General features: G+C 72.7%; 18 protein-coding genes. 6 read left to right on the forward strand and 12 right to left on the reverse strand.

Features of this window, described 5'->3' with window-relative positions; translation table 11 throughout:
• Nucleotides 1–37: 37 nt before the first annotated feature.
• Nucleotides 38–790: a DUF4232 domain-containing protein gene (locus ACZ4MU_RS31025; RefSeq protein WP_467882870.1), complete on the reverse strand. Its 753-nt coding sequence runs from the start codon at nt 788–790 to the stop codon at nt 38–40.
• A 365-nt stretch (nt 791–1155) separates the two neighbouring features.
• On the opposite strand from ACZ4MU_RS31025, the gene ACZ4MU_RS31030 reads away from it, so the two are divergent.
• The gene (locus ACZ4MU_RS31030) at nt 1156–2565 is read left to right on the forward strand and encodes a helix-turn-helix domain-containing protein (RefSeq protein ID WP_467882871.1); all 1410 of its coding nucleotides are present in this window, start codon (nt 1156–1158) and stop codon (nt 2563–2565) included.
• A gap of 30 nt (nt 2566–2595) precedes the next feature.
• Here the strand turns inward: ACZ4MU_RS31030 and argS are convergent, their stop codons facing one another.
• Nucleotides 2596–4356: an arginine--tRNA ligase gene (gene argS / locus ACZ4MU_RS31035; RefSeq protein WP_467882872.1), complete on the reverse strand. Its 1761-nt coding sequence runs from the start codon at nt 4354–4356 to the stop codon at nt 2596–2598.
• A gap of 179 nt (nt 4357–4535) precedes the next feature.
• On the opposite strand from argS, the gene lysS reads away from it, so the two are divergent.
• Nucleotides 4536–6278, forward strand: coding sequence for a lysine--tRNA ligase (gene lysS, locus ACZ4MU_RS31040; protein ID WP_467882873.1), 1743 nt, complete (start codon nt 4536–4538; stop codon nt 6276–6278).
• Nucleotides 6279–7054: 776 nt separating this feature from the next.
• Here the strand turns inward: lysS and ACZ4MU_RS31045 are convergent.
• From ACZ4MU_RS31045 to ACZ4MU_RS31055, 3 genes are all read right to left on the reverse strand, one after another.
• Nucleotides 7055–8407 carry a DUF2637 domain-containing protein gene (locus ACZ4MU_RS31045; protein WP_467882875.1) on the reverse strand — a complete coding sequence of 451 codons (1353 nt, stop codon included), beginning with the start codon at nt 8405–8407 and terminating at the stop codon, nt 7055–7057.
• A gap of 155 nt (nt 8408–8562) precedes the next feature.
• Nucleotides 8563–9315 carry a DUF3558 family protein gene (locus ACZ4MU_RS31050; protein ID WP_467882877.1) on the reverse strand — a complete coding sequence of 251 codons (753 nt, stop codon included), beginning with the start codon at nt 9313–9315 and terminating at the stop codon, nt 8563–8565.
• 93 nt (nt 9316–9408) lie between these two features.
• Nucleotides 9409–10323 carry a DUF3558 domain-containing protein gene (locus tag ACZ4MU_RS31055; RefSeq protein WP_467882878.1) on the reverse strand — a complete coding sequence of 305 codons (915 nt, stop codon included), beginning with the start codon at nt 10321–10323 and terminating at the stop codon, nt 9409–9411.
• A gap of 244 nt (nt 10324–10567) precedes the next feature.
• Here ACZ4MU_RS31055 and ACZ4MU_RS31060 point away from each other — a divergent pair, with 244 nt between their 5' ends.
• A complete protein-coding gene (locus ACZ4MU_RS31060) occupies nt 10568–11761 on the forward strand; it encodes an RtcB family protein (RefSeq protein ID WP_467882879.1) in 1194 nt (397 codons plus the stop codon).
• Between the two features lie 156 nt (nt 11762–11917).
• On the opposite strand, the gene ACZ4MU_RS31065 is transcribed toward ACZ4MU_RS31060, so the two are convergent.
• Nucleotides 11918–12682 carry an SDR family NAD(P)-dependent oxidoreductase gene (locus tag ACZ4MU_RS31065; RefSeq protein ID WP_467882880.1) on the reverse strand — a complete coding sequence of 255 codons (765 nt, stop codon included), beginning with the start codon at nt 12680–12682 and terminating at the stop codon, nt 11918–11920.
• A 171-nt stretch (nt 12683–12853) separates the two neighbouring features.
• Entirely contained in the window at nt 12854–13189 is a 336-nt protein-coding gene (locus tag ACZ4MU_RS31070) for a YnfA family protein (RefSeq protein WP_467882881.1), read from the reverse strand.
• 67 nt (nt 13190–13256) lie between these two features.
• On the opposite strand from ACZ4MU_RS31070, the gene ACZ4MU_RS31075 reads away from it, so the two are divergent.
• Together ACZ4MU_RS31075 and ACZ4MU_RS31080 are read left to right on the forward strand one after the other, a co-directional pair.
• Nucleotides 13257–14030, forward strand: a complete 774-nt coding sequence (locus tag ACZ4MU_RS31075) for a hypothetical protein (RefSeq protein ID WP_467882882.1) — start codon at nt 13257–13259, stop codon at nt 14028–14030.
• A 69-nt stretch (nt 14031–14099) separates the two neighbouring features.
• Nucleotides 14100–14579, forward strand: a complete 480-nt coding sequence (locus tag ACZ4MU_RS31080; RefSeq protein ID WP_467882883.1) for a MarR family winged helix-turn-helix transcriptional regulator — start codon at nt 14100–14102, stop codon at nt 14577–14579.
• Nucleotides 14580–14690: 111 nt separating this feature from the next.
• Here ACZ4MU_RS31080 and ACZ4MU_RS31085 read toward each other — a convergent pair whose 3' ends face one another.
• The 3 genes from ACZ4MU_RS31085 to ACZ4MU_RS31095 all read right to left on the reverse strand — a co-directional run bounded on the left by ACZ4MU_RS31085 (nt 14691) and on the right by ACZ4MU_RS31095 (nt 17527).
• Nucleotides 14691–15437, reverse strand: coding sequence for a Mut7-C RNAse domain-containing protein (locus ACZ4MU_RS31085; protein WP_467882884.1), 747 nt, complete (start codon nt 15435–15437; stop codon nt 14691–14693).
• A 128-nt stretch (nt 15438–15565) separates the two neighbouring features.
• Nucleotides 15566–16405, reverse strand: coding sequence for an NAD(P)H-binding protein (locus ACZ4MU_RS31090; RefSeq protein WP_467882885.1), 840 nt, complete (start codon nt 16403–16405; stop codon nt 15566–15568).
• Between the two features lie 279 nt (nt 16406–16684).
• Nucleotides 16685–17527, reverse strand: coding sequence for a metallophosphoesterase (locus ACZ4MU_RS31095; protein WP_467882886.1), 843 nt, complete (start codon nt 17525–17527; stop codon nt 16685–16687).
• A gap of 205 nt (nt 17528–17732) precedes the next feature.
• On the opposite strand from ACZ4MU_RS31095, the gene ACZ4MU_RS31100 reads away from it, so the two are divergent.
• On the forward strand, nt 17733–18176 hold the full coding sequence (locus ACZ4MU_RS31100; RefSeq protein ID WP_467882887.1) for a GNAT family N-acetyltransferase: 444 nt from the start codon (nt 17733–17735) through the stop codon (nt 18174–18176).
• 97 nt (nt 18177–18273) lie between these two features.
• On the opposite strand, the gene ACZ4MU_RS31105 is transcribed toward ACZ4MU_RS31100, so the two are convergent.
• Both ACZ4MU_RS31105 and ACZ4MU_RS31110 read right to left on the reverse strand, forming a co-directional pair.
• Complete coding sequence (locus ACZ4MU_RS31105; protein ID WP_467882888.1) at nt 18274–18804, reverse strand: GNAT family N-acetyltransferase; 531 nt, start codon at nt 18802–18804, stop codon at nt 18274–18276.
• A 598-nt stretch (nt 18805–19402) separates the two neighbouring features.
• Nucleotides 19403–19771, reverse strand: coding sequence for an ArsR/SmtB family transcription factor (locus ACZ4MU_RS31110; protein ID WP_467882942.1), 369 nt, complete (start codon nt 19769–19771; stop codon nt 19403–19405).
• Nucleotides 19772–19904: the final 133 nt, after the last annotated feature.

Below are 19904 nucleotides of genomic sequence, written 5' to 3' on the forward strand. Positions count from 1 at the left end.
GGAAGGGGCGGGGTGGGGGGCTCTCCCCCGGAGGGGGCTACCACGCGCTGATCGCCCCAAGATCCGCCTGCCAGTACGTCGCCATCGCCTGCGCATCCACCACCCCCACCGGCTTCGGCAGCGACGCGTACGCCGAGCGCCCCACGGACTCCATGCCGACCGCCCCCCGGAAGTACACGACGACCTGGCTCGTCATGTACGGGTCGGTCCCGTCCGGCTCCCCCTGCGTGCGCACCATCGCGTACGCCGACTGGCCCGGCGCCAGCGAGACCACCGCCTGCGGGATCGTGTCCTTGTCGACCGGGATCGGCGACTGGGCGTTGGAGAACTTCACCGCCGGAGCGTCGTACGCGTCGCAGACCGTCTTGCCGATGTTGGTGGCCGTCAGCAGGACGTGGTTGATCGGACGGGAGACCGGCGTCGCCGTCAGCTTCACGTTGGAGCCGGTGCAGGTGACGCGCTTGGACGAGCCAGCGCCGGAACCGGAACCGGAACCGGAAGAACCGGACCCGGACTGGCCCCCCGTGTGCTTGCCGGTGGACTTGGCCGGCTTGGCCGTCCCGTGGCCACCGCCGGCCGAGCCGGAGCCGCCCGCCGAACCCGTACCCCCCGTCGTCCCGGCCGTGTCCCCGCCGGTCGAAGAAGCCGGCGTGGAGGCGGGCGCCGAGGCGGAAGGCGTGGACGCCTTGTCCGCCGCCTTCGGCCCGGAGTCGCTGCCGCAGGCGGTGAGGGACAGTGCGGCGATGAGCGCGGTGGTCGCGGCGGCGGTGATGCGGAGGTTGGTACGCATGGTGGATCGGCTCCCCGTTGCTAGGTGCGTGAGTCGTACGTGAGTGGTGCGTGGTGACGAGCGGTGTGTGGCCGCGGTCAGTTCTGAAGACTGAGGACCAGCGCGATCACGGTGGCCACCGAGGCGGCCAGCATCGCGGCGGCCATCGAGTCCGCCAGGTTGACCCGGATACGGAATCGCATTGCCTGCTCCCCCCGGTGGGCCGGTTTGGCTGGTTGCTGCACTCACCTTGCGGGCCGGTCTGCGCCCACCGCAATCAGCAAGGGACAATGGGGGAAGCTGGAACGCGGGAACACGCTCTGACCTGGGGAAACTGCCTTCCCCTGGAACGCGTTCCCGGGACGGACAGGGGAGGGAAACGGCTCGTGGCTACGGCTGAGTCCGAGGATTTCGCGGCATTGCTCAGGGAGTTGAAGGACCGTTCGGGACGGAGTTACGGCGTCCTCGCGGGCAAGCTCCACGTGAGCACGTCGACGCTCCACCGGTACTGCAACGGTGACGCCGTGCCCAATGAGTACGCCCCCGTCGACCGGCTCGCCCGGCTCTGCGGGGCCACCCGGGAGGAGTCGGTCGAGCTCCACCGCCGCTGGATCCTGGCCGACGAGGCCCGCAGGCGCGCCCGCGCGGGAACCGCCACGGCCGGGACGGCCGGGGCGGCAACGAGGCCCGCCCCCGACTCCCCCCAGGAGTCCGCTCCGGCCGCCGCGACCCCTGCCGCCGAGACCCCGGAGCCACGCCCAGAACCGGAACCGGAAGCGGAACCGGGGTCGCGGTCGAACCCCAACCCGGCCCCCACCACCGCGGGCCCCGACCCCGACCCCGCCCCCCAAATCGTCACCACCCGCCCCCCGGCCACCACCCCCCGGACGACCCGCCGCACCCGTCTCGCGCTCATCGCCGCGGGGGTCGTCGTCGCGCTCGGCGTGCCCGCCGCCGCCTTCGCGAACCTGGGGAACGGGCCGACGGGCGACAAGGGCGCCGGGAGCGAGACCGTCACGGACGCCAGGGCGAGCGCGGAGACCCTGCCCGGGACCGCCGCCCCCAAGTCGCTCTCGCCGAGCGCCTCCTCCTCACCGAGCCCGTCCGCGTCCGCCTCGGGTACGGCGTCCTCGTCGCCGCGGCCGTCCAGGCCCGCCTCGCACAAGCCCGCCCCGGCCGGGGACCCGCTGCGCGTCGGCGTCAGCTCGTACCAGTGGGACGGGCCCTGCGGGAAGTTCTATCTGCTGGACCAGAAGCCCTCGGCGGTGCCGCCGCCCGCCCCGCTGGACGGGCGCTCCTGGGCGCGGGCGCTGAACGGCGTCGACGGCGGACACCTCATGGTGCAGCTCACCGCGACCGGCCGGACGCAGGAGTCGGTCGTCATCAACGCCGTGCACGTACGGGTCGTCGAGCGCCAGGCGCCGCTCGACTGGACCGCGTACTCGATGGGGTCGGGGTGCGGGGGCGGGGTCACCCCGCAGTACTTCGACATCGACCTGGACGCGGGCCAGCCGGTCGCCAAGCCCGTCGGGGGCCAGCAGGGCGACACGAAGGTGCCCGCCACGGACTTCCCGTACAAGGTGTCGACGACGGACCCGCAGGTGCTCAACCTCGATGTGCACACGGACGCGCACGACGTGACCTGGTACCTGGAGGTGGAGTGGAGCAGCGGCGACCGCTCCGGCAAGGTCAAGGTCCTCGACGGCGGCAGGCCGTTCCACAGCAGCGCGGTCGAGGGGCGTCCGGCGTACGAGTACCGGACGGACACCAACGTGTGGGAGCGGCTCGTGACGTGAGTCGTCGAGCCGCTCCCGTACGCGGGCCGGTCAGAGGCGCTCGGGCGTCCGGATGCCGAGCAGGGCCATGCCCCGGTGGAGCGTCCGGGCGGTCAGGTCGCACAGGAACAGGCGGTTCTCCACCAGCTCCGGCGACTCGGCCTTGAGGACCGGGCACTGGTCGTAGAACGTCGTGTACAGCGACGCCAGCTGGTAGAGGTACGCCGCCAGCTTGTGCGGCGCGTACTCGGCCGTGGCCTCCGCGAGCAGCTCGCCGAACGCGTCCAGGTGCAGACCCAGGGCGCGCTCGGCCGGGGCGAGGGGGAGCTCCGGGTGGGCGGCCGGGGTCGCCTCGGCGGCCTTGCGCAGGATCGACCTGATCCGGGCGTACGCGTACTGGAGGTAGACGGACGTGTCGCCGTTGAGCGACACCATCTGGTCCAGGTCGAACTTGTAGTCGCGGTTGGCCGAGGTCGACAGGTCGGCGTACTTCACGGCGCCGATGCCGACGTACCGGCCGTTCTCGACGATCTCCTCCTCGCTGAGGCCCACCTTCTCGGCCTTCTCGCGCACGACGGCGGTGGCCCGCTCGACGGCCTCGTCGAGGAGGTCCTCCAGCTTCACCGTCTCGCCCTCACGGGTCTTGAACGGCTTGCCGTCCGCGCCGAGCACCGTGCCGTAGCCCATGTTGTGCGCGGTGACGTCGTCGGTCAGCCAGCCCGCGCGTCGCGCGGCCTCGAAGACCATCTTGAAGTGCAGCGACTGGCGCACGTCCACGACGTAGATCAGCGAGGTCGCGTGCAGGTCGGCGACGCGGTTGCGGATCGCGGTCAGGTCGGAGGCCGCGTAGCCGAAGCCGCCGTCGGCCTTCTGGACGATCAGCGGGACGGGCTGGTCGTCCTTGCCGCGGATGTCGTCGAAGAACACCACGAGCGCGCCCTCGGAGCGGACCGCGACGCCCATCTCCTCCAGGAGGCGGGCGGTCTCGGGCATGCCCTCGTTGTACGCGGACTCGCCGACGATCTCGTCGTCGCGGATCTCCATGTCCAGCTTCTCGAAGACCGAGTAGAAGTAGACCTTCGACTCGTCCACGAACCGCTGCCACAGCTCCAGCGTCTCCTTGTCACCGGACTGGAGGTCCACGACCCGCCTGCGGGCGCGCTCCTTGAACTCCTCGTCGGTGTCGAAGACCGCGCGGGAGGCCTTGTAGACCCGGTTCAGGTTCGACATGGCCTGCTCGCCGTCGACCTCATCGGCGGGGGCCAGCGCGTCCGGATGCTCGATCAGGTACTGGATGAGCATGCCGAACTGGGTGCCCCAGTCGCCGATGTGGTGGCGGCCGATCGTCTTCTCGCCGGTGAAGTCGAGCATGCCGCGCAGCGCGTCGCCGATGACCGCCGAGCGCAGATGGCCGACGTGCATCTCCTTGGCCACATTGGGCTGGGCGTAGTCGACGACCGTGATGCCCGGGTTCTCCTTCAGCGGCACGCCGAGCCGGTCGTCGGCGGCGCGCCCGGCCAGCGTCCTGGTGATCGCCGCGTCGGTGAGCGTGATGTTGAGGAATCCGGGGCCGGAGACCTCGACGTCCTTCAGGAGGTCGCCGGAGTCCAGCGCGGCGGTGACCTTCGCCGCCAGCTCACGGGGGTTGCCCTTGAGCTTCTTGGCGAGCGCCAGGATGCCGTTGGCCTGGAAGTCGGCCCGGTCGCTTCGTCGCAGCAGCGGGTCGGTGGAGCCGGCCTCCGGCAGGGCTGCCGAGAGAGCGTCCGCCAGGCGCTGCTGGACAGTGGAAGCGAGGGAAGGGACCGAAGCCATGGGTTCCGTTTCCTGTCGGTCGGCCGCCCGCGAAAGGGTTTGCGGGCGGGATGCGTACGGGGGATTCTCCCATGCGAGCGTCTCCCGCTTCTCCGGGAATTCGCGCAACCCCGGAGGGGGTGGTTCCGTCTGGGACAATGGGCGGGCCAAGCCCTTCAAGGCGTACGAGAAAGAAGGACGTGCCGACCGTGGCTCAGAGCAGCACCGAGACCGACTGGGTCTCCCGTTTCGCGGACGAGGTCATTGCCGACTCGGAGCGTCGTGCGCCTGGCAAACCGGTCGTCGTGGCGTCCGGCCTGTCCCCCTCCGGCCCCATCCACCTGGGCAACCTCCGTGAGGTCATGACCCCGCACCTGGTCGCGGACGAGATCCGCCGGCGGGGGCACGAGGTGCGCCACCTGATCTCCTGGGACGACTACGACCGGTACCGCAAGGTGCCGAACGGCGTCCCCGGTGTCGACGAGTCGTGGGCCGAGCACATCGGCCGCCCGCTCACCTCGGTCCCGGCCCCGGCCGGCTCGGCGTACCCGAACTGGGCCGAGCACTTCAAGGCCGCGATGACCGAGGCGCTGGCCGATCTCGGCGTCGAGTACGACGGGATCAGCCAGACCGAGCAGTACACCTCGGGCGCCTACCGCGAGCAGATCCTGCACGCGATGCGCCACCGCGGCGACATCGACGCGATCCTGGAGCAGTACCGCACCAAGAAGGCCCCGGCCAAGAAGCAGCAGGGCCAGAAGCCGGTCGACGAGGCCGAGCTGGAGGCCGCCGAGGGCTCCGGCGCCGCCGCCGAGGACGACGGCACGGGCTCCGCGGGCTACTTCCCGTACAAGCCCTACTGCGGCGGCTGCAACAAGGACCTCACGGTCGTCAGCGCCTATGACGACGAGACCACCGAGCTGACGTACACCTGCTCCGCGTGCGGCTTCGCCGAGACAGTCCGGCTGAGCGAGTTCAACCGCGGCAAGCTTGTCTGGAAGGTCGACTGGCCGATGCGCTGGGCGTACGAGGGCGTCATCTTCGAGCCGTCCGGCGTCGACCACTCCTCCCCGGGCTCCTCGTTCCAGGTCGGCGGCCAGATCGTGTCGATCTTCGGCGGGGAGCAGCCGATCGGTCCGATGTACGCGTTCGTCGGCATCAGCGGCATGGCCAAGATGTCCTCGTCCAAGGGCGGTGTGCCGACCCCGGGCGACGCGCTGAAGATCATGGAGCCGCAGCTGCTGCGCTGGCTGTACGCGCGCCGCAGGCCCAACCAGTCCTTCAAGATCGCCTTCGACCAGGAGATCCAGCGGCTCTACGACGAGTGGGACAAGCTGGAGGCCAAGGTCGCCGACGGCAGCGCGCTGCCCGCCGACGCCGCGGCCCACGCGCGCGCCGCCCGCACCGCCGCCGGGGAGCTGCCGCGCACCCCGCGCCCCATGCCGTACCGCACGCTCGCCTCGGTCGCCGACATCACCGCCGGCCACGACGAGCAGACCCTGCGCATCCTGAGCGACCTGGACCCGGCGAACCCGCTGTCCTCCCTGGAGGAGGTGCGCCCCCGGCTCGACAGGGCCGAGGCGTGGATCAACACGCAGGTCCCCGCCGACCAGCGGACCGTGGTGCGCGAGGAGCCCGACACCGAGCTGCTCGCCACGCTCGACGAGGCGGCCCGCGAGTCGCTGCGGCTGCTCGTGGACGGGCTCGACGATCACTGGTCGCTCGACGGTCTGACCCACCTGGTGTACGGCGTGCCGAAGGTCCAGGCCGGGTTCTCGGCGGACGCCACGCCCAAGGAGCTGCCGCCGGAGATCAAGACGGCTCAGCGGACGTTCTTCGCGCTCCTGTACCACCTGCTGGTGGGGCGTGACACGGGGCCGCGTCTGCCCACGCTGCTGCTGGCGGTGGGCGCGGACCGCGTCCGCAAGCTCCTGGCGGCGTAGCCGCCACACCAAGGGGGCCCGGGGCTTTCGCCCTGGGCCCCTTTTGTGCCTGGGGGGTGCGCTTGCCGGGCTGGGTGTTTGGCTGCGGGCCGGTGGTGGGCTGGTCGCGCAGTTCCCCGCGCCCCTTCAGGGCCCGGACTTCGGCTGCGGGGCGGTGGTGGGCTGGTCGCGCAGTTCCCCGCGCCCCTGAACGGGCCGGGCGGGTGTTTGTGTGCGGGTCGTCGGGTGGCTGGTCGCGCAGTTCCTCGCGCCCCTTCAGGGCCCGGACTTCGGCTGCGGGGCGGTGGTGGGCTGGTCGCGCAGTTCCCCGCGCCCCTAAATGGGCCGGCCGGGTGTTTGGCTGCGGGGCGGTGGTGGGCTGGTCGCGCAGTTCCCCGCGCCGTTCCTCGCGCCCCTTCGGGGGCCGGTGGTCGTCTGCGGGTTGTCTGTGGCTGAGCGCGCAGTTCCCCGCGCCCCTGGGTGCCTGGGGGCGCGGGGAACTGCGCGAGCAAGCCAGCACGGTCCGCAGGCGAAAGAGGGGCACAGGGGCGCAGCCCCGTGGTGCTCAGGGGCGCGGGGAACTGCGCGACCAGCCACCGCCGGGCCGCGGACGAAAGACGGGTGTAGGGGCGCAGCCCCGCAGTGCTTGGGGGCGCGGGGAACTGCGCGAGCGTCCGAGCACGGTCCGCAGGCGAAAGAGGGGGGTCGGGGCGCAGCCCCGGGGCTTCAGGGGTGCGGGGGCTGTACGGCCCCCGGCCGCACCGGCCCGTAGGCGGACAACGGCCCCCACGGCCCCCCTACGCGATGTGCTCCGCCTCCAGCTCCGCGTGATACCGCTGCTTGAACTCCGGCATCAGCCGCCGCAGCAACCCCGCCCCCCGCGGATGCGACACCCCCTGCCCGTCCGCGAGGTGTATCTCCAGCGCCTCGACGGTCGGATAGTCGCTGCGCTCGTTCACGTACTCCACGAAGACCTTGTACGCCATGTCCGCGAACGCCACGTCCTCCGGCGTCGCCTCCTCCGCGTACACCGGCGCCTGCTGCTCCGTCGCGCTGCCCATCGGGCGGGTACGCCCCGGACCCGCCGGGACCATCACCGGGGTGGGCTCAAGCCCCTCGACGTACTGGGGGTCGTACGTACCCTCGTACGCCTCCTGGGACAGCTGCTGCGCCGCGAACCAGGGGCTCTCGACCGGAACGACCTCTTCCACAGCCGGATCGGGAGCCGGACCCGCAGCCGACTGGGGCTCCGGCTCCTGGTGCGGGGCCTGCTGCCCATGGGCGGCATATCCCTGCTGCGGCACCGGCGCGGGCACACCCTGAGTCGGGGCCGGGGCTGGGGCCGGAGCGGGACCCGGGGACTGGGCCGAAGCCGCGCCGCCCGGCCCCGCCGGAAGCTCCACCGGCTGCGGGGCAGCGCTCATCACGGGCGTCACCGGCGGAGCCGTCGGCAGCAGCGTCGGCTCGATCCCGGCGGCGGCGAGCCCCGCCGGGCCTGTCTCGGCCAGCGGGACGCCGAAGCGGGCGAGCCGCAGCGGCATCAGCGACTCCACGGGCGCCTTGCGGCGCCAGCCGCGGCCGTAGCGGGCCTGGAGCCGGGCGCGGTAGACGAGCCGGTCCTGCTCCAGCTTGATGACCTGCTCGTACGAGCGCAGCTCCCACAGCTTCATCCGGCGCCACAGCCGGAACGTCGGCACGGGCGAGAGCAGCCAGCGCGTGAGGCGCACGCCCTCCATGTGCTTGTCGGCGGTGATATCCGCGATCCGCCCGACCGCGTGGCGGGCCGCCTCGACGGCGACGACGAACAGCACCGGGATCACCGCGTGCATCCCGACGCCCAGCGGGTCGGGCCAGGCGGCGGCGCCGTTGAAGGCGATCGTGGCGGCGGTGAGCAGCCACGCCGTCTGCCGCAGCAGCGGGAACGGGATGCGGATCCAGGTCAGCAGCAGGTCGAGCGCGAGGAGCACGCAGATCCCCGCGTCGATGCCGATCGGGAAGACGAGGGAGAAGTTCCCGAAACCTTTCTTCTCCGCGAGGGCGCGCACCGCCGCGTAAGAACCCGCGAACCCGATCCCGGCAATGACGACCGCGCCCGCGACCACCACTCCGATGAGTATGCGATGCGTGCGCGTCAGCTCCGTCGCGGCCACCCGCGATCCCCCTCCGTTGTCGACAACCGGCGCGCAAAGCCTGGCACATGGATACGCGGGTCCCACCCACAGGGGAGGGCGGGACTCCGTATCGAGCCCGGCTCGTTACCGGCCGCTTCCCGCTCTGGCGGTCTGGCGGTCCCGTCCGGCAGCCCCTACTGCCCGCCCCCGTTGGCGGTGACGACCGAGGCCACCGCCTCCTTGGCCGCGCTCTGCGCGTCCTTCATCAGATCATCCGCGTCCGGCGCGTCCGCGCCCTGGTAGCCCGCGCCGTTGTAGTCCAGCACGACCGCCGCGTTCGCCGTACGCACCACGATCACCGCGTACTTGAAGTCCTCGTCGGTCTTGTGCAGGTCGTAGCTGACCGCCGTCGCCTCGTCGCCGATGCCCTCGACCGGCGCCGCCTTCACGTTCTTGGCGCCGTCCGTCGCCTTCGTCGAGGCCAGCAGCCGGGCGTACTCCTTCGCCGCGCGCTGGTCGCCGCTGCCGATCGCCGTGTCCGAGCCGTACCGCTTGAACGAGACGTCCAGCCAGCGGTACTGCGAGCCCTTCACGCCCTTGTCGTCCAGCCCGTTCCACGAGCAGGTGCCCTGCGAGGCCGCGTCCGTCGACTTGCCCGCCGTGCCCGACTTCGACTTCGCCTTCGGCACGAGCCGGTCGATGGTCTTCTCCGACAGCGCCTTGCACGGGTCGGGCAGCTTGGCGTACTTGGCCGGGGCCACCGACGGCGACGCGGACTGCTTGCCGCTGGGCGTCGCCGCCGAGGACGAGGCGCCCGAGTCCTTCTTCTCCCCGTCGCCGGAGTCCGAGGAGCAGCCGACGGCGACGAGCATCACGGGGACGGCGGCGCAGGCGAGCACACGGGCGAGCCGCGTGCGCGGGGCGGTGGCGGGGGCGGGTCGGTGCATGGTTCTACGCGTTCCTTCGCTGGTCGCTGGTCGCTGTTGGCTGATCGCTGCTGGCTGGTCGCGTGTCGGGGCCGCCCGGGCGGCCCGGCGGGCTCACTCGCCGAAGAGCTCGGCGAGCTTGGCGGCCAGGACCTGGGTCTTCTCCTGGAGTTCCTGGCTGTCGGGGAGGCCGGCGTCCGAGCCGGTGGGCTGTTCCGTGTACTCGACGGTCACGATCACATTGGACGTACGGAAGACGACGGTGACGGTACGGCGCTGGGCGGCCGACCCGCTCGCCGTGAGCGCGTCGTCCAGAAACGCGGCGTCGCCGAGCCCGGTGAGGATACGCGGCTGGAGCCCGGCCGGGGTGGAGGCGGGCGGGGTGGCGGAGGCCGACGGGGTGGACGAGGCGGGAGGGGTGGCGGGGGAGGCGGCCTGGTTCTGGACGCGCAGCCCGGCGGAGGGCTTGGCGGAGGGCGTCACCGGCTTGCCGGAGGGCGTCCCCGGCTTGGTCCCCGACTTGCCGGAGCCGGGCCCGGTGCTGCCGCCGGTTCCGCCGGGGCGGGTGGCGTCCCTGCCGCCGTCCTTCGGGCCGGTGAGCTTGGCGGCCGACTCCTTCTTCCCGTAGACGGCCTTGGCCCGGTCGTCGTCGCTGACGGCCGGGTCGTACGACACGACCCGCTCGAAGTCGACGTACAGCCGGTGCACGCCCTCCGGCGCCTCGTCCTTCCAGCGGCAGCCCACCCGCCGGTCCGTGTCGTACGTGAGCTCGGCGGCCCCCGCGTACGCCTTCGCCCGCTGGTCGTCCGGCAGCTCGGCGGCGCCCGGCAGCATGTCCTTGAGGACGCTCTTGTTCACGGCGCGGCACGGCTCGGGCAGCGTGCGGTAGCGCCCGGGCGGCGCGGCGGCCGCCTTGGGCACGCCCGCCTTGGAGTCCGTGGTGGTGCCGTCGGTGCCGGAGCCCGAGGAGCAGCCCGCGACCAGCGCCACGAGGAGAGCCACACCGGGCACGTACGCCTTTCGCTGCACGGTTCCCAGGCTCCTTTCGGGAGAAAAGCTGTTGCCGCCGCAGTGCGGCGGCTGGACACAATGTCTATCGCACGCGCTGCCGTGAACGCCGGTCCACTGTCCTGTTTGTGGCCCTTGGTGACGGTTTTTGCGCACCAGGCGCATGATGGCGCAAAGAGCTGTTTCGGGAAAACCGGTCAAATCACTCAATGCGGGTGACTGTGGAGACACGGGAGATACGGGAGTCTCGGGGGAACGAGGAATCATGTCGTACGTAGAGGTACCGGGCGCGCGGGTCCCGATCCGGATGTGGGCGGACCCGGCGGCGGTCGACGAGGGCGCGATGCAGCAGCTGCGCAACACCGCCACGCTGCCCTGGATCAAGGGCCTGGCCGTGATGCCGGACGTCCACTACGGCAAGGGCGCGACGGTCGGCTCGGTGATCGCGATGCACGGGGCCGTCTGCCCGGCCGCGGTCGGCGTCGACATCGGCTGCGGGATGTCCGCGGTCAGGACGTCCCTGACCGCGAACGACCTCCCGGGTGACCTCTCCCGCCTCCGCTCCAGGATCGAGGCGGTGATCCCGGTCGGCCGCGCGATGCACGACGACGCGGTGGACCCCTCCCGCCTCCACGGCTTCGCCACGGCGGGCTGGGACGACTTCTGGCGCCGGTTCGGGGGAGTGGCGGACGCGGTGAAGTTCCGGCAGGAGCGGGCGGTCAAGCAGATGGGGACGCTTGGCGGGGGAAACCACTTTTGGGAATTTTGTCTTGATTCGGACGATTCGGTGTGGATCATGCTGCACTCCGGCTCCCGGAACATCGGCAAGGAGCTCGCCGACTTCCATATCGGCGAGGCCCAGAAGCTGCCGCACAACCAGGGTCTGGTCGACCGGGACCTGGCGGTGTTCATCGCGGACACCCCGCAGATGGCGGCCTACCGCAACGACCTCTTCTGGGCGCAGGAGTACGCCAAGCACAACCGCGCGATCATGATGGCGCTCTCGCAGGACGTGGTCCGGCGCGAGTTCAAGAAGGCCAACGTGACGTTCGGCGAGGTCATCTCCTGCCACCACAACTACGTGTCGGAGGAGCGGTACGACGGCATGGACCTGCTGGTCACCCGGAAGGGCGCGATCCGCGCCGGCTCCGGGGACTACGGGATCATTCCGGGCTCGATGGGCACCGGCTCGTACATCGTGAAGGGCCTCGGCAACCCGGCGTCCTTCAACTCCGCCTCGCACGGCGCCGGCCGCAGGATGAGCCGGAACGCGGCGAAGCGGGCGTTCACCACCCGGGACCTCGAAGAGCAGACGCGGGGCGTCGAGTGCCGCAAGGACTCGGGCGTCGTGGACGAGATCCCGGCCGCGTACAAGCCGATCGAGCAGGTCATCGACCAGCAGCGGGATTTGGTGGAGGTCGTCGCGAAGCTGAAGCAGGTCGTTTGCGTGAAGGGCTGAAGGGCTGAAGGGCTGAAGGGCTGAAGGGCGGAGGGCTGAGGGGCGGAGGGCTGAGGGGCGCTCGGGGGAGCCGGGTGGCCGGGTGCCGTCCGACCGCCCGCCCCGCAGCTCTGGGGCCCCCGCGCCGCCTGGGCCTCCCGGGTCCGGCCTCGCCGGCTACAGCTCCCGGTGGACCTTCGTGTTGGAGGCCTGGGCTCGGGGGCGGACCACCAGGAGGTCGATGTTGACGTGCGGGGGGCGGGTGACCGCCCAGGTGATCGTGTCCGCCACGTCGTCGGCGGTGAGGGGCTCCGCCACGCCCGCGTAGACCTTCGCCGCCTTCTCGTCGTCGCCGCGGAAGCGGGTCGTGGCGAACTCCTCCGTCTTCACCATGCCGGGCGCGATCTCGATCACGCGCACCGGGCGCCCCACGATCTCCAGGCGCAGGGTCTCGGCGATGACCCGGGCGCCGTTCTTGGCGGCGACATAGCCCGCGCCGCCCTCGTACGTGCCGTGCCCGGCCGTGGAGGACAGGACGACCACCGTGCCGTCGCCGGACGCGTCGAGGGCGGGGAGCAGGGCCTGGGTGACGTTGAGCGTGCCGATGACGTTCGTCTCGTACATCTGGCGCCAGTCGGCCGGGTCGCCGGTGGCGACGGGGTCGGCGCCGAGCGCGCCGCCCGCGTTGTTGACGAGGACGCCGATGGTGCGGAAGGCGCCGGCGAAGGCGTCGACGGCCGCGCGGTCGGTGACGTCGAGGGCGTACGCCGTGGCCTGGTGGCCCGCCTCGTTGATCTCGGCGGCCAGCGCCTCGATGCGGTCCTTGCGGCGCGCGGTGAGCACCACGCGGTAACCGGCGGCGGCCAGCTGCCGTGCGGTGGCGGCGCCGATACCGCTGCTCGCGCCCGTGACGACGGCGATGGGGGTCCCGGTGGCGGTCATGGCGTACTCCTCGCGCGAATGATCGGAATGCGGCCAGGATAGGACGGGCGCGGTGGGGGGCCGGGCGCCGGGGCCTGGCGGCGGACGGCCGGGCGCGCTGCCGCGCGGGCCCTGGCGCGGGGCGTCGTGTCGGTCGTCGCGTGGGTCCTCGCGGTGGTCGTCCGGCACGTCTCAGTGGCCGCGCGGGGCGTACATGATGACCGCCATCCCGGCCAGGCAGACCAGCGCGCCGGTGACGTCCCAGCGGTCCGGCCGGTATCCGTCGGCGACCGCGCCCCAGGCCAGCGAGCCCGCGACGAACACCCCTCCGTACGCGGCGAGGACCCGCCCGAACTCGGCGTCCGGCTGGAGCGTCGCCACGAACCCGTACACGCCGAGCGCGAGGACACCCGCGCCGATCCACAGCAGCCCCCGGTGCTCCTTGACGCCCTGCCAGACGAGCCAGGCCCCGCCGATCTCGCAGAGGGCGGCGAGGAGGAAGAGGAGCAAGGAGCGGGCGACGAGCATGCGGCCAGCGTCGCACGCTTCGGGGTGGCAACCCGGGAATATAAGCCGCTAAAGGTATCTTCCGGTCATGGCTGGGATGCGTAGGGGGTTCGAGCGGTTCAAGCAGTTCAAGGTGTTCAGGCGGTTCGGGGGGCTGTCGGCGGTCGCCGCCGCCGTGCTGGCGGCGCCGGCGGTGTGCGGGCTGTCGCTGTCGCTTTCGGCGGGAGTGGCGCATGGCGGCGCGGCGCGGGGAGGTGTGGCGCCGGGAGGCGTGGCGCAGGGGGCCGTGGGTGATCCCGTGGCGCGTCCGGGCGCCGGGGCCGTGCCCGTGGGCCCGAGGACCGCGGCGGGGTCGGGGGCGGCGGCGGGTGCGGTCGCGGCCACGGGTTCGGTGGCCGCGCGGGCCACTCCCGGCTCCCCGGCCCCGGCGGCTCCGGCCGCTCTGGACCCGGGCGCCGTCGCCGCGGCCCCGTCCGGCGCCGAGGCCGACATCTCCTACCACGGGCACATCTCCCTCTGGTCCGGGCGCGTCGGCGTCTGGGTCGAGCCGTCGAACCACGGGCCGACCGCCGTCCCGGACGCCACGCTCCGGCTGCGGTTCTCCTCGCCGCTCATCGGCGCCGAGCCGTTGCCCCCGGGGTGTCTGCGCGGCAGTACGGAGACCGTGCTGTGCTCGACGGGTGCGATGCGGGCGGCCGGGGCGGGGCGGCCGATCGCGCTGGACCTGCGGATCGCGGGCAGCCCGGCCGAGATCGTGGTGAACATCAACACCTCCTGGAGCGGCGGGGCGGGCGACCGCAACCCGGGCAACAACACACACCGGGTGCTGGCACCCGCCACCGGGGACAAGTACGCGTACTGAGCGGGGCTCCGTCCGCCGCGCCCCGCCGGGTACGGGCCGTACGCTGCCGCTGCGTCGTACAATTGCTGCATGCCGCAGAAGAAGGAGGGCCGGGCCCGTCTCATGACCGAGCTCGGTGCCGCGTCCCGCCGCTACATGGCGTCGTACGCCCTGTTCAACCAGGCGCTCGCGGACCGTCTGGGACTGCACCCCACCGACCTCCAGTGCCTCAACCTGCTGGGGCTGGAGCCGGAGCCCGTCACCACGGGGCGGATCGCGGAGCTGACCGGGCTGACCACCGGTTCGGCCACCCGGCTCGTCGACCGTCTGGAGCGGGCCGGATACGTCACGCGGCGCCGCGACACCGAGGACCGGCGCAAGGTGCTGGTGGAGGCGGTGCCCGAGCGGATGGCGGAGTTCGGCGCGGTGTGGGGGAAGCTGAACGGGGCGTGGTTCGAGATGTTCGACGCGTACCAGGACAGCGAGATCGAGCTGCTCATCGCCCATATGCGGCGTACGGTCGAGCTCTCCGGGGCGCAGATCGAGCGGCTCAGGGGCGGCCGGCTGTGAACAGCCGCGACCCGCACGTCCTCTGATCGCGGTCTGACCGGTCGTCTGGTCAGCCGTGTGGTTGTGTGGTCGGCCGTCTGATTGATCGTCTGATCGGACGTCCGCCCGGCGTCAGGGGCCGGGGGCCGTCGTCGCCCCGCCGAACTCCGCCATCGCCTCCTCGACGATCGCCTCCAGCCTGGCGTGGTGGGCGCCGCGCCAGTACACGCGCTCGCACGCCGTGCACTGGGCGAAGACGTCGTACGCGCTGCGCGTCCCGTGCTCCAGGAGCGCGTGCACGGAGTCCTTGTCCGTCACCCGCAGCGCCGCGTTGCAGGCGGTGCAGCGGGTCCATGGGGCGAGCACGGGAGCGAACCGCTCCAGTACGTCCCGGAGTTGCTCCTCGGGGTGGTGGCTGTAGACGTACGCGCCTGCCCAGAGCTCGCGGCGCCGCAGCAGCCCCCGGTCCCGCGAGAGCAGCACCCGCTGTTCGGTCGCGGAGAGCGTGGCGAGGGCGGGGTCGCCGATGTCCTCGCTCTCGTACGCCGCGTCGACGCCGAGGAGCCGCAACCGGCGGGCCAGGGTGCCGAGATGGACGTCGAGGAGGAAGCGGAGCGGGGCGCCGGGCACCTGCTGGGGGCGGTCGACGGCGCACACCTCGACGCTCTCTCCCGCGCGCGGGACGTGCGAGACCGGCACCTCGTGGCCGTCCACGAGCAGCCGCCCGATCTCGGTCAGCGGCACGCCGAGCGACTCGACGACGTGGCCGAGCGTGGAGGAGCCGTCCGTGACGACGGCCGTGGGCCCCGCGCGGCGGGCCGCCGGGACGAAGAGGTGCAGCTCGGCGGCGAATCGACAGTGGATCTCCGGTCCGTTCACGAGGTCAGGATGCCATCGGGGGGTGGGTGGTAGCCACGTATTTGGCCGGGCCTGGCCGCCTGGTCCCGGCCGAGCCCGTTGGTCCCGGGCCGAGCCTCACGGCCCGGGCGCGGCCCCCGGCCCGCGGCCTACGGCCGGAACGCGTCGGCGTTCTCGGCCGCCCAGCTCGCGAACGTACGGGCCGGACGGGCCGTCAGTTCCTCGACGCCGCGCGTGACGGTGTCGGGGCGGCCGTCGTAGGCGGCGAAGTAGGCGAGCAGCGCGTCGGCGACGGCGCTGTCCATGTACGCCGCCATCGACTCCTTCCACGCCTCGGGGCTCACCGTCTCGACGGCGATCTCGCGGCCGGTCGCGGCGGCGATGACGGCGATCTGCTCGATGGCGCTGAGGGATTCCGGGCCGGTCAGGTGGTAAGCGGCGCCGCGCAGCCGGGGTTCGGCGAGCACCGCGTGGGCGGCGTCGGCGACGTCCGCCTCGTGGATGGGGCTGGCCTGGGTGCCGGGGTAGGGGATGGCGACGGTGCCGGTGGCCTTGGCCGACCAGGCCCACCCCATCGCGTTGCCCGCGAAGGCGCCCGGCCGCAGCAGCGTGGCGTCGATGCCCGAGGACTTCAGGGCCTGTTCGACCGCGAGGTGGTGGTGCGCGATCGGGTTGTCCTCGGCGCCCGCGTACAGGACGGAGCTGGAGGAGAGCAGCGCGATGTGCTCGACTCCGGCGGCCCGGGCCTCGGCGAGGAAGGCGCCGATGTGGGCGGGGTTGGCGTAGAGGAAGACCTGGTCCACCCCGGCGAGCGCGGCCGGGAAGGTGGCGGGGTCGTCGAGATCGAGTCGTACGGCCGCGATGTCCGGGGGCAGATCGAGCTTCTCGGGGGCGGCGGAGGCGGCGCGCACGGGGGTGCCGGCGGCGTGGAGGCGGGCGATGAGGGTGGAGCCGACGGTGCCACGGCTGCCGGTGACGAGGACGGTCATGGGGATTCTCCTTGTGAGGGGGTGCGGATGCGTACGAGGCAGAGGGGGCGAGGGGGACGAGGAGGGGCGAGGGGGCCGGAGAAAGGGCCGAGGGGGTGGAAGGGCGTGAGGAAGGCCAAGGGGGCGGGAGCGGGGAAGTGGCTCGCGGTGACGCTATAGGGCGCATGCCCCGCAGGAGCTGCGCCCCGCAAAGTCTGCGCTACGCAGATAAATATCCGTGAAGAAGGCCCACCGGTCAAGTGCGTTCCGGTGGGCCTTCGCGTCCCGCGCGGCTCGGCTCTACTCGATGTGATGGCCGCCCGGGTGCTCCACGACCCGGAAGTGCGTCATGATCCGCCGGTCCCCGTCGAGGAAGTGGAAGGCGACGCCGGGCGGCGAAACGATGTTGACCAGGCCCTCTCCGGCCTCCCACGGCATCCGCAGCGTCGATGTCACGCCCGGCGCGACGAGCAGGGGAAGACCGGCGAAGGTGGTCGCGCCGGAGGTGTGGGCGTGACCCACGAGGAGGGCGGGCACAGGGGGCGCGGCGGGTGCGGCGGGCGCCGGGGTGTGCCCCTGGGCGCCGCGTTCTTGGCCGCGTTCCGTCAGGATCTCGGCCAGCCGGTCGGCGTTGGCGAGGCCGATCGAGTCCAGGTACTCGTGGTGGATCACGGTCGGCGGGTGGTGGAAGGCGATCAGCGCCGGGGTGTCGCCGAGCCCGTCGAGCGTCCGGGCGATCCACTCCAGGGTGGTGTCCTCCAGGACGCCCCCGTCCTCGCCGGGGATCGTCGAGTCGCACATCAGGATCGCGTAACCGCCCACTCGGTGCAGGCGGTTGACCGGCGCGTACGGGTCCTGGGCCGTGCCGCCCGGCCCGCCCGGCAGGTCGAGCAGGCCCTTGCGGTACGCGGCGCGGTCGTCGTGGTTGCCGGGGCAGGTCAGGACGGGCGCGTCGATACGGGCGAGCAGCTCGGCCGCCTCGGCGTACTCGGCCGCGCTGCCGTGGTCCGCGATGTCGCCGGTCACGAGGACGGCGTCCGGGCGGCGGTGCATCGCGTTGATGTACGTGACAACCCGCGCGGCGCGCTCGGCGGCTCGCGCGCCCCCGTCGAGGTGCAGATCGCTGATCTGGGCAAGCAGCACGGAATCCCCCCTGGGCTGACTGACGTTTGGCTAATGCTTGTCCGCAGAACTCCCATTAGGGCGCAAGGACGCTAGGACTCTAGGGCGTGCCCGGCGGTGGGACAAGAGCCGATCATGTGGGCGCGGCCCGTTCGGTCGGGGGCTCGGTGAGGGGGTCCCGGGGCGGCGCTGGTCACGCGTCGAGCGGTGTGCCTACAGTGCCTTGATGGAGATCATCGACCTTGAGCCCGGCGATCCGCGCCTGACGGACGACCTGCTGCCCGTCCTGCGCGAACTGCGTCCGCACCTCACGGAGGACCTGTTCCGCGAGATCTACGCCGAGGGGTACGGGCAGGGGCTGCGCTTCTCCGCCGCGTACTCCCCGGCGTACGGCGAGGGCGGGGTGTGCGTGGGCGCGGCCGGGTGGCGGATCGTCGCCACCACGGTCGCGGTGCGCAAGCTGTACGTGGACGACCTGGTGACGGCCGAGGCGGCGCGGTCCCGGGGGGTCGGCCACGCGCTCCTCGCCCATCTGGAGGCGATCGCGCGGGCCGCCGGGTGCACGTCCCTGAACCTGGACTCCGGGACGCACCGGACGGACGCGCACCGCTTCTACTTCCGGGAGCGGATGGCGGTCACGGCGTTCAACTTCAACAAGCCGCTGGGGTGAGGGGCGGGGTGCCGCTTCCCGCTCGGGGGGGCTGTCCCGTGTGAGGGTGACCGCCTCCCGCTCGGGGGGCTGCTCCGTGTGAGGGAGGGGTAGCGCTTCACGCCCGGGGCGCCGTCAGTTCCAGGCACCAGTCCTGGGACCTCATCAGGTGGCCCGGCGGGTACTCGAACTCGACCTCGCCCAGCAGGTGGAAGCCCGCCCTGCGCAGAACGCCGTTCGAGGCGGCGTTGTCCACGGACGGGTACGCGTGCAGCTCCCTGGGGCCGCCGGCCTCGCGGGCGGCCTGGGCCACGGCCACCAGGGCGGCGAGGGCGAGCCCGCGCCCCTGGAACTCGGGCAGGATCCCGTACCCCGTCTCGTAGACCTCCTTGCCCTGCCACTCGCGCGGCCAGTACCCGATGGATCCGACGGCCTCGCCGCTCTCCGTGAGCGAGATCCGGAACATGCGGCCCTCGGTGGCGTCGCGCGCACTGAGGGCGACATAGCGCTGCTGGCGGGCCGTCAGCTTCTCGTCGTCCTCCGGGCCGCCGGTGTGGGCGGTCATGGCGGGGGAGTTGGAGTGGTGGAGGAGGGGGAGGTCGTCGGGGGACCAGGGGGTGAGGGTGATGGGGGAGAGGGGGGTGTCCATGGGGTCGACTGTAGGTGGCGGGGGTGACATCGGCGTCGCGGTGGGGGGGGCTTGGGGCCGGGGGTTCGTCTGCGGGTTGGGGGTGGCCGGCCGCGCAGTTCCCCGCGCCCCTGTTGTGCCCGGGGTTCGTCTGCGGGCCGGTGGGGGTTGCTCGCGCAGTTCCCCGCGCCCTTTCGGGGCCCGGTGGTTGTCTGCGGGGCGGTGGGAGTTGCTCGCGCAGTTCCCCGCGCCCCTTCGGGGCCCGGTTTTGTCTGCGGGGCGGTGGGGGGTCCCCGGGCCCCTTCAGGGCGCGGTTCAGGAGGGGCCCGGGCCGGAGGCCCAGGGCTTCAGGGGCGCGGGGAACTGCGCGACCAGCCCCCACCGGCCGACAGGTGACCCAGATGCCGAAGGCGCAGCCCCCACCGGGCCGCAGCCCTCGGCCCCCGGAGGGTTTAGGGAAGGGGCGGGGCGGGGGCTGACCCCAGGAGCGGCCGGGAGGGGGTGCGCGGGGCGGGCAGCGCGTTCTCGTCGGCGCGCGCGAGGCGGGCGTCGGCGTCAGCGTTCAGCAGCGCGCGGCCCGGAGTCGGGCGCGCACACCGCCTGTAGCGGGTCCCGCCGCTCAGGCGCCCAGGTCACGGACGAGTCCCGGAGTCGCCCGCACTCCCGGCCCCACCCGGTCGCCCAGGTGGGCCACTAGCCAGCGCACCAGCTCGGCCGCCTCGGGGTCGGCCACCAGGTAGACCACCCGGCGGCCCTCGCGGCGGGAGCGGACCAGCCCGGCGAGCTTGAGCTTCGCCAGGTGCTGGCTGACGGCGGGCAGCGCCCCGCCGACGCGCTCGGCGAGCCCGGTCACGTCCGACTCACCGTGGCTGAGCGCCCAGACGATGTGCAGCCGCGCGGGCGAGGCGAGCAGCCCGAAGACCCCGGCCGCCTCCCCGAGCACCTCGGGGGACGGATCGGCGGGCGCCTCGCCCGACGAGCCGGTCAGCTTCATCACCGCCACCTCCTGCCCCTGCCCATGTCCAAGCCCATGTCCGTGTCCAAACCCGCGCCCGCGTCCGCGCCCGTGACCGCGTCCGTGCCCATGACCGCGTCCGGCCCTGTCACCGGCCAGACCCCCG

Source organism: Streptomyces sp. NPDC026377 (assembly GCF_055567715.1).